Source organism: Gluconobacter sp. DsW_056 (assembly GCF_002153595.1).
GTDB lineage: Bacteria > Pseudomonadota > Alphaproteobacteria > Acetobacterales > Acetobacteraceae > Gluconobacter > Gluconobacter albidus.
Genome location: NZ_JOPF01000003.1, coordinates 196,379 through 211,054 on the forward strand (window position 1 = coordinate 196,379; position 14,676 = coordinate 211,054).

General features: G+C 62.5%; 9 protein-coding genes. 5 read left to right on the top strand and 4 right to left on the bottom strand.

Translation table 11 applies throughout. The features are described 5' to 3' along the window. The 3 genes from HK22_RS02855 (at position 1) to HK22_RS02865 (ending at position 3,847) form a co-directional block, all read left to right on the top strand. A complete protein-coding gene (locus HK22_RS02855) occupies positions 1-1,215 on the top strand; it encodes a glutathionylspermidine synthase family protein (protein ID WP_086648254.1) in 1,215 nt (404 codons plus the stop codon). Positions 1,216-1,312: 97 nt separating this feature from the next. Further along, positions 1,313-2,620 carry a DUF1800 family protein gene (locus HK22_RS02860; RefSeq protein ID WP_086648255.1) on the top strand — a complete coding sequence of 436 codons (1,308 nt, stop codon included), beginning with the start codon at positions 1,313-1,315 and terminating at the stop codon, positions 2,618-2,620. Positions 2,621-2,623: 3 nt separating this feature from the next. Then, entirely contained in the window at positions 2,624-3,847 is a 1,224-nt protein-coding gene (locus tag HK22_RS02865) for a DUF1501 domain-containing protein (RefSeq protein ID WP_086648256.1), read from the top strand. A gap of 20 nt (positions 3,848-3,867) precedes the next feature. Here the strand turns inward: HK22_RS02865 and HK22_RS02870 are convergent, their stop codons facing one another. After that, a complete protein-coding gene (locus tag HK22_RS02870) occupies positions 3,868-6,021 on the bottom strand; it encodes a TonB-dependent receptor (protein WP_233142347.1) in 2,154 nt (717 codons plus the stop codon). A 358-nt stretch (positions 6,022-6,379) separates the two neighbouring features. On the opposite strand from HK22_RS02870, the gene HK22_RS02875 reads away from it, so the two are divergent. After that, a complete protein-coding gene (locus HK22_RS02875) occupies positions 6,380-7,366 on the top strand; it encodes an N-acetylglucosamine kinase (protein ID WP_086648258.1) in 987 nt (328 codons plus the stop codon). After that, positions 7,363-8,652 (top strand): glucose/galactose MFS transporter, encoded by a 1,290-nt coding sequence (gene gluP, locus HK22_RS02880; protein WP_233142349.1) that lies wholly within the window; start codon positions 7,363-7,365, stop codon positions 8,650-8,652. Before HK22_RS02875 ends, gluP begins: the two co-directional genes overlap by 4 nt. Before the next feature lie 33 nt (positions 8,653-8,685). On the opposite strand, the gene HK22_RS02885 is transcribed toward gluP, so the two are convergent. The 3 genes from HK22_RS02885 to HK22_RS02895 form a co-directional block, all read right to left on the bottom strand. Beyond that, positions 8,686-9,984 carry an exo-beta-N-acetylmuramidase NamZ domain-containing protein gene (locus tag HK22_RS02885; protein WP_086648259.1) on the bottom strand — a complete coding sequence of 433 codons (1,299 nt, stop codon included), beginning with the start codon at positions 9,982-9,984 and terminating at the stop codon, positions 8,686-8,688. A gap of 38 nt (positions 9,985-10,022) precedes the next feature. Continuing rightward, the gene (gene dacB / locus HK22_RS02890; protein WP_158093533.1) at positions 10,023-11,528 is read right to left on the bottom strand and encodes a D-alanyl-D-alanine carboxypeptidase/D-alanyl-D-alanine-endopeptidase; all 1,506 of its coding nucleotides are present in this window, start codon (positions 11,526-11,528) and stop codon (positions 10,023-10,025) included. A 111-nt stretch (positions 11,529-11,639) separates the two neighbouring features. Then, positions 11,640-14,528 (bottom strand): TonB-dependent siderophore receptor, encoded by a 2,889-nt coding sequence (locus HK22_RS02895; protein ID WP_077802238.1) that lies wholly within the window; start codon positions 14,526-14,528, stop codon positions 11,640-11,642. Between the last annotated feature and the right edge of the window lie 148 nt (positions 14,529-14,676).

A 14,676-nucleotide genomic window follows, 5' to 3' on the forward strand; every position in this document is an offset into this window, starting at 1 on the left:
GTGGGGCAGATCCGCCGCCTGACATCCTGTGCGAGACCGGACTGGCAGCGTCAGGCCGATCGGCTCGGTTATCATTATTATCGCAATACGGATGGAAGTTTCGCATGGCGTGAGGACGTGCGTTACGAGTTCGATGCGCAGGCGGTGGCGCGTGTTCGGAACGTGGCCGAAACGCTGCATCGGCTCTGTCTGCAGGTTGTGGACGAGGCCGTCCGGCGGCCTGAGGGACTGGACGCGTTTCATATTCCGGCTGCCATGCAGGATGTGGTGCGGGAGTCCTGGAGGCGCGGGGACCCGTTTCTGATCGGGCGGTTTGATCTGGCCTGGTGTGGGGGGCAGCCCCGTCTGATTGAATATAATGCCGATACGCCTGCGACACTGCCGGAAAGCACGCGGATGCAGGAACTCTGGCACCAGCAGTGTGGCGGCTCTCATGACCATGCGCCTCTGGACGTGCGCGCTCTGGTGGAGCGTCTGGCCGCACTGAGGCGTGCGGGGCGGATAGGGCACACGGTGCATATCGTGCCCTATCCCGACAATCTCGAAGACACCACGCATGCCGTTTATTATCGGGAGTGGGCCGAGCAGGCGGGCTTGGAGGCGGTTCACTGTGAATTGCGGGATCTGGAGGTGACGCAGGATGGTCAGCTTCTGCATCGGGGGCGGATCGTTCGCAGCATGATCCGCATGTATCCATGGGAGTTGATGTTCCGCGATTCCGGAGCGCGGCATCTGCGGGAGTGTGGTTGTACGTTTCTCAATCCGCCCTGGACGGCGCTTTTGTCGAACAAGGCGCTTTTGCCCGCATTGTGGCGGCGGTATCCCGGGCATCCCAACCTGCTGGCGGCGGGATATGCGCCCGAAGATCTGCGTCGCAGGCGTGGGGGGAAGGCCGGGGCGCCTTACGTTGAAAAACCGATCCATGCCCGGGGTGGGGAGAATGTGCGCATTATTGCCGGGGGGCGGACGGTCTGTGCCGAGGGCGGGACATATGGGGCGTATCCGAAAATTTTTCAGGAATTTGCTGATCACCGGATCGACGGGGTGACGGCATCGGTCGGGGCGTGGATCGTGGGGGAGCGGTTTGCGGGTTTGACGATGCGGGAGAGTGCGGACCCGATCGTGCGCCATACATCGCCCATCGTGCCGCATCTGGTGCGCGAAGCGCCGGGCAGGCTGGCGCGATGGCGCGCGGTGCTGGAGAAGCGTTTCTAAAAAACTTCACATGTTACGGCCCATCTTTCGCCACATGGACGGCCCAGCGTTCTGTAGGGTGTCGACTCCCGTTATCGCCCCGTTTCGCGAGGATGCTATGCGATCAGTCAGCGCAATCAACAGGTTTGGGTGGGGCCAGCGGGATGGCTCCAGTTCCGGTCTGTCCGTTCAGGACTGGCTGGCGGGTCAGTTGACCGGGCCGGACAGGGCCGTGTTTGCGGGTGTGGGGCCGTGTGCGGACGGGCTGGTTGCGCTGCGGGAACAGCGGAAGGCCAGGATGCAGGGCGATCCGCTGGTCAAACCGATCTTTCAGGCCGAAGTCGCGACGCAGATGGACAGTCTGCTGCTGACGGAGCAGCCGTTCCGGGAGCGGCTCGTCTGGTTCTGGTTCAATCATTTCACGGTCAGTCTGCGGCAGGGCAGTACACGTGCCGTTGTGGGCGCCTATATGCGCGAGGCGATCCGGCCGCATGTGACGGGGCGGTTTTCGGACATGCTGCTGGCGGTCATGCGGCATCCGGCAATGCTGATGTATCTGGACAACGCGTCCTCCATCGGGCCGGACAGCGCGGCGGGGCGCAAAAGCCATCGCGGACTGAACGAAAACCTGGCCCGTGAATGTCTGGAGTTGCACACCGTCTCGCCTGCTTCCGGGTACAGTCAGGCGGATGTGACGTCCTTTGCCGCGATCCTGACGGGATGGGGTGTGGATCTGAAAGCCGACGAACCGGGGTTCGTGTTCCGCGAAAAGGCGCATGAGCCGGGTGTGAAAACGCTTATGGGACAGGCTTTTCCCGAAGGCGAAGAGGGCGGCGTGCAGGCGTTGCAGTTTCTGGGCACGCATCCGGCGACCTACCGCCATATCGCGACGCAGATGGTCCGGCATTTCGTTTCGGATATGCCAGCGCCGGCCTCCGTGCGGCATGTCGAGGGTGTTTTGCAGGCCAGTGGCGGGGATCTGCGGGCGGCGTCTCTGGCTCTGGGGGCATTGCCGGAACCGGCTTTGGGCGGGGGCAAGTTCCGCTCCCCCATGGATTATGCCACGGCGGTTCTGAGGGCGTTGTCCGTGGGGGGCGCGCCCAGCCAGCCGGGCGATCCGCATTCTCCGGCGCATCAGCTGGTTTCGGGTTTTGCGTCGCTCGGGCAGCCGCTGTGGACCGCGCCGCTGCCCAATGGCTGGAGCGACGATGCGGCGGACTGGTCTGCGCCTGCGGACATGCTGGCGCGGACGGACTGGGCCTGGCGCGTGGCGGCGCATGTCCGGACCGGCGATCCGATGGATGTTGCCGATATTGCCCTTGGTCCGGCCCTGCGGCCGCAGACCCGCACGGCCATGCATCATGCCGGGTCGCGTCAGGATGCGCTGGCCCTGCTGTTTTCCTCCCCTGAATTCCAGAGGCGCTGAGCCATGATGATTTCCCGTCGTACCGCTCTGCTGGGTCTGACGTCTGCCTGGACGCTCGGGCGTTCTTCCCTTGCTTTTGCGGGCTCTTCCGGTGGGCCGGATGATCCGCGTCTGGTGGTGATCCTGCTTCGGGGCGCGCTCGACGGATTGTCGGCTGTGACGCCATATGGAGACCCGGATCTGGCGTCGTATCGTCGGGCGCTGGTTCTGCCCGAGCCGGGGCAGGAGGGCGGACTGCTCGATCTGGGTGGGTTTTACGGGCTGCATCCGTCTCTCGTGGCTCTGCATGGGCTGTATGGTCAGGGGCAGATGCTGCCGATCCATGCCGTGGCGGGGCATTATCGCAGCCGGTCGCATTTCGAGGCGCAGGATTATCTGGAGAGCGGGGCGGATGAGCGTCTGGGGAGCGGATGGCTGAACCGGGCTGTTTCCGTGCTTCAGGGCAAGGCGAACCGGCCAGATGGGTATGGGCTGGCGATGGGGCTGACGGTTCCGCTTCTGCTGCGCGGTTCGGCGCGCGTTGGGAGCTATGCGCCTGCGGGGAGCCAGCACCCGGATGCGGATCTGTATGGCCAGATTCTGGCGCTGAATGCGTCCGACCCAGTGACGGGACCGGCGTTGCGGAATGCTCTGAAAGCGCGGGGATTTTCGGATGCGGCCATGACGGAAGGGGGTATGGCTGCTGCGCCGGGCGTGGATGCTGCGGGCAAGCCGCGAAAAATCGACGCGTTTACGCAGCTTTCCACGGCAGCGGGAGAGATGCTGGCGACGGCGCATGGTCCGCGTGTAGCGGCGCTGGAAATCGGGGGGTGGGACACGCATGCCGGGCAGCTCGGGCGGCTGGGCGGACCGCTGGCGCAGCTTGACCGGGGTATCGGGGCGCTGCGTCAGGGGCTGGGCGAGAGCTGGAACCGCACCGTGGTTCTGGCTTTGACGGAATTCGGGCGGACCGTGCGGATCAATGGTACGGGCGGGACGGATCACGGGACGGGGACGGTCGCGTTTCTGGCGGGCGGCGCGGTTGCAGGCGGAAAGGTCGGGGGGACCTGGCCCGGTCTGCGATCCGGGCAGCTGTTCGAGAACCGGGACCTTGCGCCGACGACCGATCTGCGGTCGGTCGTGGCGGGGGTGCTGTGCGATCATCTGCATCTGCCGCAGCATGCGGTGGGAACAGTCTTTCCGGGCACGGCGGTGGAACCTGCGCGGGGGCTGGTTGTGCCGGTGTGAGGCCGGGTTCTTACATCCGTTCAGAACTCCGAAACGACTGAGAAAAACGTGCCGCGCCGCTGGCCGTACTGGGCCTGATAGATGCCGACGCCGCTGCCATTGCGGAGCTGGTAGCGTTTGTCGAACAGGTTCATGACGTCCGCGCGGATTTTGATGTCATGCCCGACCGGGACCTTCGTGAAGGTGTGCTGGTAGCCGATGTTGAAGACGTCGTATTCCGGCTCTTTTTCCAGATTGGCGAAGCCGCTGCGCAGGCCGTAGCCATAGACGAAATCGACATAGGCCATGTCGTGTTTCGTGGTCCAGGATGCGCCTGCGGTGGCGGTGAATTCGCCCTGATGGTCGAGCTGGATCGCGTGGTTGCGGATATAGGCGAGTTCCGCCAGATCGAACTGGTACTGCGCCGAATTGATGTCGCGGGCCGAGGTTTTGACGTAGGAAAAATTGCCGAACAGCGACCAGGGGCCGTGGCGCCAGGAGCTGCCGAATTCCGCGCCATAGACGCGGCCGCGTTTGTAGCTGAAGGGGGCGAGGATGACGGCGCGGCCGAACTGTCCGAGATCGGTGAGGTCATGCGCCCATTTGGCGTAGGCATCGAGCGTGATCTGGAATTCGGGGGTGATGCGCTGGAGGATACCGCCATCGACGTAATTCGATTTCTCGACTTTTGTGGCGCTGTTGATCGTGTTCGCGGCCGCGTTGGTGGTGCCTGCAAAGCGCGCGAGTGTGGACGGGTAGACATATTGCGGGGAAGGCGGGGCGAAATAGCGCGAATAGCCGAGATGCAGCGTCGTGGTGCGGCTGGGTTTCCAGACCATGTTCGCGCGTGGGCTGAGTTGTCCTTCATTGTTGAAGGACGAGGCGAAGCGGTCGTAACGGATGCCGTAATTGAAGGTCAGGTTATGGGTGATTTTGTACTCGTCCTGAATATACGCGCCTGCTTCGACGGACCAATTGCCGGTATTGTCGATCATGCGTTTGGCGATGTCGGACGTCTGGTTCCCGGCCTCGTCCACGGGGAAGGCCAGCGTATTGGTATCCAGACGTTCGGACGTGTACTGCCCCAGCAGACCGGCCCGCAGGGTGTGATGGGGGGCGATATCGTAGGACAGGTCGGCCTGCATGCCGCCGGTCGTGAAGTCGTTGACTTCATGTTCAGAGACGCCCTGATAGATCAGGTCGCGGTCACGGTCCGGGGTGTAGTCGATCCGGCCGTAGCGGAAATAGGGTGAGACCTGAAGGTTCAGTTTTTCGGTCGTGCGCTGATAGGACAGCACGGCGTAGTAGTTCTGTTCGGTCTGGCTGTCGTTCAGATTGGCCCAGTTCATGGACGGGTCATGCGGATTGACGCCTGCGACGTTGTACAGGGTCGTGTAGTCCGGGCTGGTCGTATCGAATGTCTTGAACGAGTTGGGGATTTGGAAATCCGCGTAGGAGGCGCTCGTCAGCAGCGTGATCCGGCTTGCGTCGTCGAGATGGTAGGACAGATACGCGAAGGCTTTTTCCTGTTCGGTCACGTCATGGATGGCGCGGAACGTGTTGCTCGGGTTTTCGATGCCGATATTGTTGCGGGTGAAGGACAGGGTGGTGAAATAGTCCAGTTTTCCATGCTGGCCGCCAAACTGCACGGACGGGACGAACGTGTTGTAGCTGCCGCCATATAGCGAGACCTGGTTGTGTTTGAGGCTGTCTCCGGTCTTGGTCGTGACGTCCACCACCCCTGCGGTGCGGAAGCCGAACTGGGCGGGCAGCGTGCCGGTCAGCAGGTCCACGGACTGGATGATGCGGGTGTCGAGTTCCTGTCCGAAACCATTCAGCCCTTCCGGCAGCAACACGCCGTTGACGCGATAGGTCAGGCCGCCATGTTCGCCGCGGACATGGACCTCGCCATAGCTGTCGAGAACCACGCCGGGGACGCGGAGGAGGATCTGGCTGAAGGCCGCGTTCTGACCGCCAGGGGTGGTGGTGATCTGGTGTTGGTCGATGGTGTAGTCCACGGCGCCGAGACCCGGGAAAATGCGGGCGCGTTCGCTGTTGAGATGCCCGACGACGCTGATGTGTTCGGAAGGGGCGGCTTTTTTCGCGGGATCGGCTTTTTTGACGGTCCGGGGTTTATGTCTGGATGGGGTGTCGTTTGCGAAGCCTGTTCCGATGAGGGTCAGGCTGAGGGCCATCCATCCGCAGGTCCGGAAGCATTTTCGGTGCGATAGTAAACTGATCATGTTATAGTATTTGCTATATTTGCTGGAATGCATGCGGGCGGCCTGCGGCGTGGGGTTCAGCCACCCGGAATCAGGGGGCAGCGTCAGACTTAAAGCATCAGCGTTATGATATGCAATATGCTATATCAATCAGCATAGGGTCTGTCAGAGGACTAATCGAAGGATCGGGAGAGGCTGGAACTGAAAAGCCTCTGTCAGGGCGGCCTGAAAAGCGGTAAAAATCATTACGATGCTGGATATGTGATCATTCGTCCGCCATGCTCGCCCGTCTTTCTTTCTGCCTCTGTTGTCTCAAGCGAAGCGTCAAAACATGACAGTCTCTTCTCCGGTCCTACAGCCTCATCATCAGCCCTGCATCGCCGCCATAGACGGGGGGGGAACAAAGACGCTTCTGGCGGTTCTGGGCAGGGACGGATCGCTGGGGCCTGTGCTTCGGGGGAAAGGGTCCAATCCGTTTGACCAGACCGGCTGGCAGGAAGTGTTGCAGTCTTTGCTGGGGCAACTCCCCTCCACTACGGCGGCGCTGTCTCTGGGGCTTGCGGGGTATGAAGAGACGCGGGTTCTGGGGCGTGAACAGATGGAAGTTGTGGGGAGCGCCTTTGCAGGGCCCTTCAGCATCTGCAGCGATGTGGAGATGGCCTGTACCGGGGCTTTCGCGGGCGCGGCCGGGGTTCTGGTCCTGTCGGGTACGGGGTCGGTGGCCTGGGCTACGGATGGCCGGGGCGGTCAGGTCAAGATTGGTGGATGGGGTGGCCTGTTCGGGGACGAGGGCAGTGGGTTCTGGATCGGGCGTCAGGCACTGGGGCTGCTGACGGCGCTTCTGGATGGACGCAATCAGGCGGATCATGCGTTTTTCGCGCCGTTTGCAACCGCAATGGGGCTTCCGACTGAAAAAGAGGCGTGTGGGACAGCGCTTCTGGAATGGTATGGGACGCTGCGTCATCCGAGGGCCAGTGTTGCGGCTCTGGCGCGGATTGTTTCGGATCTGGCCGAGGACGGGCTGGAACCGGCCCGACGCCTGATGCGTGAGGCAGCGGGTCATCTCTGTGCTCATATCGAGGCGGCCCAGCGCCATTTTCCCGAAACATCGCTGCCCTGGAGTTATGCGGGGGGAACGTTCCAGAGCCGGTTTCTGCGGGAAGGCGTCGCCGTTCGGCATGGTGCGCCTGTATCGCCGCGTCTTCCGCCTGTCGGAGGTGGGCTGCTCAGTGCCGCGCGTCTGGCCGGGTGGGACGTGGATGATGCGTGGATTGAGCGCGTGTCCGTTGCACTGCGTGATGCGGGGCTGACGTCGTGACGGCTCCTGTCCAGCCCGGCAGGGGGCTGACCGGGGATTATGGACTGGCGCCGCTGGGTGTGGCGGCGGCCATTTTCTTCATCATGGGTTTTGTAACCTGGATGAATGGTCCGCTGATTTCGTTCGTGCGCGTTGCGTTTGATCTGAGCGATACGAGCGCCTTTCTCGTGCCGATGGTGTTCTATTTTTCGTATTTCCTGTTTTCCCTGCCTGCGTCTTTTCTGGCGCGGAAGCTGGGTCTGCGCAGGGGGCTGGCTGTTTCGCTCGTGTTGTGTGCGGCGGGCGTGGCGCTGTTCGGGCAGTTCATTGCCATGCGTCTTTATGGGGGGGCCCTGACCGGGTTGCTGGTGATGGGGGCGGGGCTGTCCCTGATGCAGGTGGTCATCAACCCGCTGGTCAGTCTGCTGGGGCCGTCCGAGCGGGCGTCGCAGCGCATCGCCATCATGGGGGTGTGCAACAAATGCGCGGGAATTCTGGCCCCGATCGTTCTGGCGACCGTGGTGATGGGCGATATTGGGACGCTGTCCCAGCGGGCGCAGGAGACGACGGACCCTGTGGCGCGCAACGCGCTTCTGTCGGGATTCGTGCATGCGATTTACGCGCCTTACATGACGATGGCGGTTGTTCTGCTGCTGACGGCCATCGGCGTGGCGCTCTGCCCGCTTCCGGATTTGCAGGCGCCAGCCCTGCCGGGACCTCTGGAGGGGAGCCGGCGTATTTTCCGGCCGCATCTGGTGTTCGGGATTATCGTGATGTTTTTGTATGTCGGCGTGGAAGTCATGGCCGGGGACGCCATTGGGACCTATGGGCAGGGTTTTGGCCTGCCGTTGAGCCAGACACGCTTTTTCACGTCCCTGACGCTGGCCGGAATGCTGGGGGGATATATTCTCGGGTTTCTGGTCGTGCCGCGGCTCGTGACGCAGGAGCGGCTCATGGAACTGGCCTGTCTGCTGGGCGGTGGGCTGACGGTCGCGGCGTTTCTGACGCAGGGATATGTTTCGGTTCTGTGCGTGGCGCTGCTGGGGGCGGCCAATGCCATGCTGATGCCCTCGATTTTCCCGATCGCCATCCGGGGTGCGGGGGCGTGGACGCCGCTCGCATCCGCACTGCTGGTCATGGCGTATAGTGGCGGGGCGATCATTCCGCAGATTTATGTCCTTCTCAAGCCGTTCGTCGGCTTTCAGGGCATGTTCGCCCTGCTGGTTCTGCCGTCTTATCTGGCGCTGCTGCTATATGCCCGGCGGTATGGGCGGACCGGGCTTCTGCCACTGGATCAGGGGCGATAAGGCGTCGTGGAGAGCGTTGGGGGAGACGTGGCGTCAGTAGAGCAGGAAGGGGCGGCGTTGCCGGGTGAAGGCTGCTTCATCCGGTTTCCAGCCTGCCATGATCTCGGTGACTGATACGTTCCGGGAAAGCTGCTGGCGCAGGGTGTTGCTGCCGGCGAGGATGTCGAAGGTTGCGCCGGATTTTCTCCAGATCGGGCGGTCAGATATTTTCAGGACGCTTTGAAGCAGGGTTACGCCTGTCAGCAATGGATCGAAGGATTTGCGGTCCGTGATGGCGAGCTGAAGCCCGTGGCATAGCTGGCCTTTCGCGACGTCCGCTGTAGGTGTGAACCAGTCTTCGCGAAACATGCATCCCGGCAGGGCGGCGTCGTTGAGGCTGTCTACCCAGCGGGTTGCGTCCAGATCGGGCGCGCCGAGTGTGAGGAAGGGCGATGCCGTCCCGCGGCCGACCGAGAGGGTTGTGCCTTCGAACAGGCAGGTCCCCGGATAGGCGAGGGCTGTGGTTATGTCGGGCATGTTGGGGCTTGGGGGCACCCAGACGAGATCGGTTTCGTCCAGATACAGGTCCGGCCGCCAGCCGCTCATGGGAATGACGCTGAGTTGGGCGGGACGTCCTGCCTGTTGGGGCACGAACTGGCTGTTGAACAGGCGTGCGAGTTCGCCCACGGTCATGCCGTGTCGCAGAAGAAGCGGAACCCTGCCCACGAATGAAGAAAAGGCCGGGTCGAGGCTGGGGCCGCTGGGGTGCAGGCCCGTGATGGGATTGGGTCTGTCCAGCACCATGAACGCGATACCGCAGCGGGCGCAGGCGGCGAGGGCGTCGAACATGGACCAGATATAGGTGTAGAACCGGGCGCCGATATCCTGAATGTCGAAGACGAGAAGGTCGATATCCGCAGATTTCAGAAGCGCATCCAGCTTCGGGCCGGAGAGCGTGTACATGTCATAGACGGGGATGCCCGTGCGGGGGTCGATGCTTTTCGTTTCGGCATGACCCGCCTGTGCCGATCCGCGAAATCCATGTTCCGGTCCGAAAATGGCTTTCAGGTTGACGCCCGGGGCGGCGTGCAGACGGTCTGCGATGTGGCGCAGATAACGGTCCACGCTTGTGGGGTTGGCGATCAGGCCCAGTTTCCGGCCTTTGAGGGCCTGATAACCATCGGCTTCGAGGACGTCATAGCCGGTTCGGACTTTGGTCGGGGAGAAGCATCCGGTGCCCAGTCCCGAAGCGGCCGCCCCGGATGTGGCGGCGGTTCCCGCGCACAGGCCCATGAAGGTGCGGCGGCCGAGGGACGTTTTCCGGGCAGGAGGCGCAGAAGGAGGGTGGGGCATGTGAGACGGGCTCCCGGGAATTTGTTACGCGACTTGCACTATTCGGCTTTGGCGACGGCGGTGACGAGATCATCCATGATTCTGGTCGGATGCGGCAGGTCGTCCGGGATGTCGTTTGCGAAGATGGCGATCAGGAGCGTCTGGCCGCGCGTGGTTCGAAGATAGCCGGACAGGGAATGCGTGGCGGCGAGGGTGCCGGTTTTTGCGTGCAGATGATCGGCGACGGGGGTGCCGATGAAGCGGTGCGCCAGCGTTCCATCCTGTGCTGCGAGAGGAAGGTCGTCGCGCCAGTCTTTGCCCCAGGGCTGTTGGTCCGCGAGACGGAGAAGCTGGATGACACTCTGGGGTGTGACGCGGTTGTAGGGAGACATTCCCGAGCCGTCGTAAAGCGCGACGCCCGCGGCAGACAGGCCCAAAGCGGTCAGAACCCGGCTGCGTTCCGCGAGGCCATCCTCGACTGAACCGTTTCCGTGCACGAGCGCCAGACGGCGCAGAATGAGTTCGGCATGGAGGTTTTGGCTGACTTTGAGCAGGTGACGGATGTCGTCTTTCAGATCCGGGGTGGGCAGGGTGGCGAGGATGCTTGCGTCTGGTGTGGGCGTATCAGGGGTAGTTTTCGTCAGACGGTGTCGGACCTGCACCGTCTGCACCCGGATGCCTGCGTCGCGCAGCAGGGATCTGAAGTGACGGGAGGTTGAGAGGGCCGGGTCGTCCAGACCGATTTGCAGTGTCTGGACGGGGGCGGTGAGCGGGAGTGTTCCTGTCAGAACGACGCGGCTGTCGCCGGGCTTCTTTTCAAGGCTCAGTCCGGGTTTGCCGTCCGGGACCGTCAGGGCCTGATTGAGCAGGGACAGTCCTTCGTCGGGTACTGACCAGTGGGCGGTTGGGCGGTCGCCGGGATGGGTTCCGGGCTGGACGGTCAGTTCGGCGGTGTTGTCGTTCAGCGTCAGGGCCGAGACGGCGGTGCCCCACTGGGTTGGAAGGTTGTTCCAGCTCCATCCGTCGCCCCAGCGTTCGTCGGCGAAAAGCCGGTCATCGGCGATGATGGCGTGGATATGTCTGAGGCCCTTCGCGGAGACGGCGTCCGCCAGTGTTCTCAGGCAGTCGGTTTTGCAGGCAGCGTCATCGGACAGGACGGCATCGCCCGAGCCGCGCAGGATGAGGTCCGGTGCTCCGTGTTGGCGGCGGGCGAGCAGGAGCGTTGTGGGGTGTGCGGCTGCCGCGTGGTCCAGTTCTGCAAGCTCGGCCATGGCGGCGGCTGTTGTGAACAGTTTGGTGTTCGAGGCCGGGATGAAGCGTCCGCTGGGGTTGCGGGAGAACAGGATTTTTCCGTCCTGGGTGGCAATGACGATGCCCCATCGGACGCCCTGATCCTGCGAGGGTTGCAGGATGGGAGAGAGTTGCTTCGCAAGGGCATGCGGGCCGAGCGGGGGCGGGGTGCTCTGGACGGCGCAGGCACTCAGGAGGACGGGCAATCCGGCGGCGATGCGGGAGAGCAGCTTGTGGAAGAGCCGGGGCAAACGCTGCGGAAGATAACTGGACATCTGATGCATGAAGGCCCTGGCTGAGTGGGATTGGAAGCTGAAAAGACATGAGGCTGCCTGTGTCGGGGAGACAGGCAGCCTCGTAGGCAGGTCAGGTGCGGAAAGGCTGGCTCAGAACTCCATGCGGATACCGCCGCGATAGGCCCGGCCCAGCAGGTTGCTGTAGGTTTCGTCGGCTTCGAGCCCGCCTTCCGGCAGCAGGATCGGGGATGTGTTTGCGAGGTTGGTGACGGTCAGGAAAAGCTGCATCTTGCCGATTTTCTCGACCGGCAGATTGTAGGTCGCGTTCATGTCGAAGTAGAAAATGCCCGTGACGCGGTTGTTGTTGATCGTGGGATAGTTGGCGTTATACGCCGGGCATGTTCCGGAGCACTGGATGTAGCTGTTGGAATAGTTGCCTGCGCTGATGCCATGGGCGATGGCCGTGAGGCTGTACCGGGCCGTGCTGTAGGTGGCAGAGAAACGGTAGATCCAGCGCGGCGGGCCGGAAGAGATGTCGCCCGATGTGTCGACCGTATAGCCCACGCCGGAGTCCGAGACATATTTCAGGTAGTTCGTGGCCTGACCATGGATGGTAATCTTGCCGTCGGCGTCGCGCAGCAGGCGGCGGAGCGGGAAGGTGTAGGAGGCGTCGATGTCGATGCCGCTGGTTTCGAGCTTGGCGAAGTTGAAGGGTGAGGCGTTGATCAGGAGATCGCGCGTGCCTGTCGGGTCGGGGCGGATGGCCGAGCAGAACGTGGTGTAGCCCGAGTAACATTCATTGATGATGGACTGCGGATAGAACTGCTGGATCGCGTTCTTGATCTTGGTGTGGAACCAGTCGACCGAGATCGCCATACCGGGCACGTATCGCGGCGTGATGACAGCGCCGACGACGGTCGTATTGGCCGTCTCGGGGCGCAGTCTGGTGTTGCCGGTTGTGGTGGCAAGAACGGTGTTCGTCAGGCCCGTTGCCGGATTAAGCACGCTTGTCGTCTGGGACGTTCCGGCGTTGTAGAGTTCGTTGATGTTGGGCGCGCGGATGTCATGCGACTGCGTGGCGCGGAACAGCACGTCCCGGACCGGCTGCCAGGTGCCGCCGATTTTCCATGTCGTGACATAGCCGGAGGTCGAGTAGTCCGTGCCGCGGACGGCGCCGTTGAAGGACAGGCCCTTCGCCAGCGGAACCGCCGTTTCGAGATAGGCTTCCTTGACGTTGTAATGGCCGAATGTCGGGCGGTAATTGCCGACGGACCAGCCCGACTGGTATTCGGTCGGGACATATCCTGAAGAGCGTTCGTCACGATATTCGCCGCCGACGGCCACGTTCACGTCGCCTGCCCATGTTGCGAACGGGATCGTTGAGAGGTTCACGCCCGAGACGATTTCCTGGAACCGCTGGTCGCGCCACGGGGCGTCGAGGACGTATCCGATGGATGAGGAAGACATGACGCCCGTTCCCAGCCAGTCGATCGGGGAGCAGCCATTGCCCGGATTGGTCAGGGACGAGCGGCAGACGATCTGTCCGGCGGAGTTGCGCACGGCGTCGGTCGCATTGGCGATTTTTGCCGTGTTCATGACGTTATAGATCTGCTCGTGCGTATGGGTGACGCCATACTGGCCATAGGCGCTCCATGAGGCGCGTTTGCCGAACATCTCGAAATTGCCTTCGCCGCCGAAGGTGTAGCGCTGGACGTTGCGCAGGTTGTCGGTCCGGCGATAGGGCATGTCGAGGGCGGTCGTACCGACGGTGACGTTCGAGACGTTCTGAAGGGCTGCTGCGCCGAGCGCATCGACAAGATAGGGGTTGGTCCCTTTCAGGGACACCGAGCTGATATACTGGGGGCCTGAGTTGTAGACGTATTCGCTCTCGTTATAGGCGCCTTCCGCATACAGGGTCATCCAGGGCGCGACGTCGTAGCTCAGGCGTCCGAAGAGATTTTTGCGGTCGCTCTGGGGCTCCAGGCCGATGTTCTTGTTGTTGTTGGCGAGGTTCTGGTCGCCGCCGACCGAGACACTGGACGTTGAGAACGAGCCGTAGTTGTAATGATTGACGCTGCCGCCAGGGCCGAAATAGATCCCGCGCAGGGAGTTGGCCACGCCGCCCGTGGAGGCGTTGATGATGCCGCCGGGCATGACGTTGTTGGTGCCTGCATTGCTGACGCGGAGGTAATAGGGCTGGCCGTTTCCTGCGACATAGTCGGGATTGGCGACGATGCGGCTGCCGTTCACGTTCCAGCTGCGGGAGACGTGGAAAATGCCGTCCTGATGGGCGATGTCGCCGCTGAGCAGGACATGGCCTTTTCCATGAGCGAAGCCGAAGCCACCGGCGATGGCGGCGTGTTCGTTCTCACCGTCGCCATAGTCCGAAATGCCGGAATCCGCGCTGACTTTCAGGCCCGTATAGGTCTTGTCGAGCACGAAGTTCGTGACACCTGCGACGGCATCGGAGCCGTACTGCGCGGACGCACCGCCCGTCACGACGTCCACGCGTTTGACGAGCTGCTGGGGGATTGTGTTGATGTCGACGATGCCGGTGATGGCGGAAGGCGTGATCCGGCGGCCATCCATCAGCACGAGGGAGCGGACGGGGCCGAGATTGCGCAGGTTGAGCGCGTTGATGCCGGCCGTGCCGTCACTCAGCGAATAGGCGGAGTTCTGGGGCGTCTGGCTGCCTGCGAACTGCGGCATCTGGTTGATCAGATCGGCGAGGTTATTGCTCGGCGCCTGGTTCAGGATTTCCTGCTGGTTGAGGGAGCTTATGGGGGTCGGGGACTTGATGTGCGAGTTCGCGATGTGACTGCCCGTAACAGTAATGACTTCCCGGTTGGAGTCGGTCTGCTTCTGTGTCTTTTTGTGACTTGCAGCAGGCTTCGAAGACTGGGAAGATGCCGCCTTGGAATGGGCGGGATCTGTCACTGTTGCGGCTGCGCAGGCCTGCTGCGGCATCAGGAATGCTGCGCCCGATGACAGGGCCGCAAAGGACAGGAAATAAGACTTCAGGGGCAGTCTGGCCGTCATACCCTTGTTCCCTCGATAAGCGCCGGTGGGCGGTGATGTTTCGGTTTCGAATTAATATGCATGTCTGTCATGCATGCGTCGATTTCGAAACTGCGCGCGCCATATAACCCGAAGTTATGTGCGCGCCATCCCCTGACGTTTCATGAGG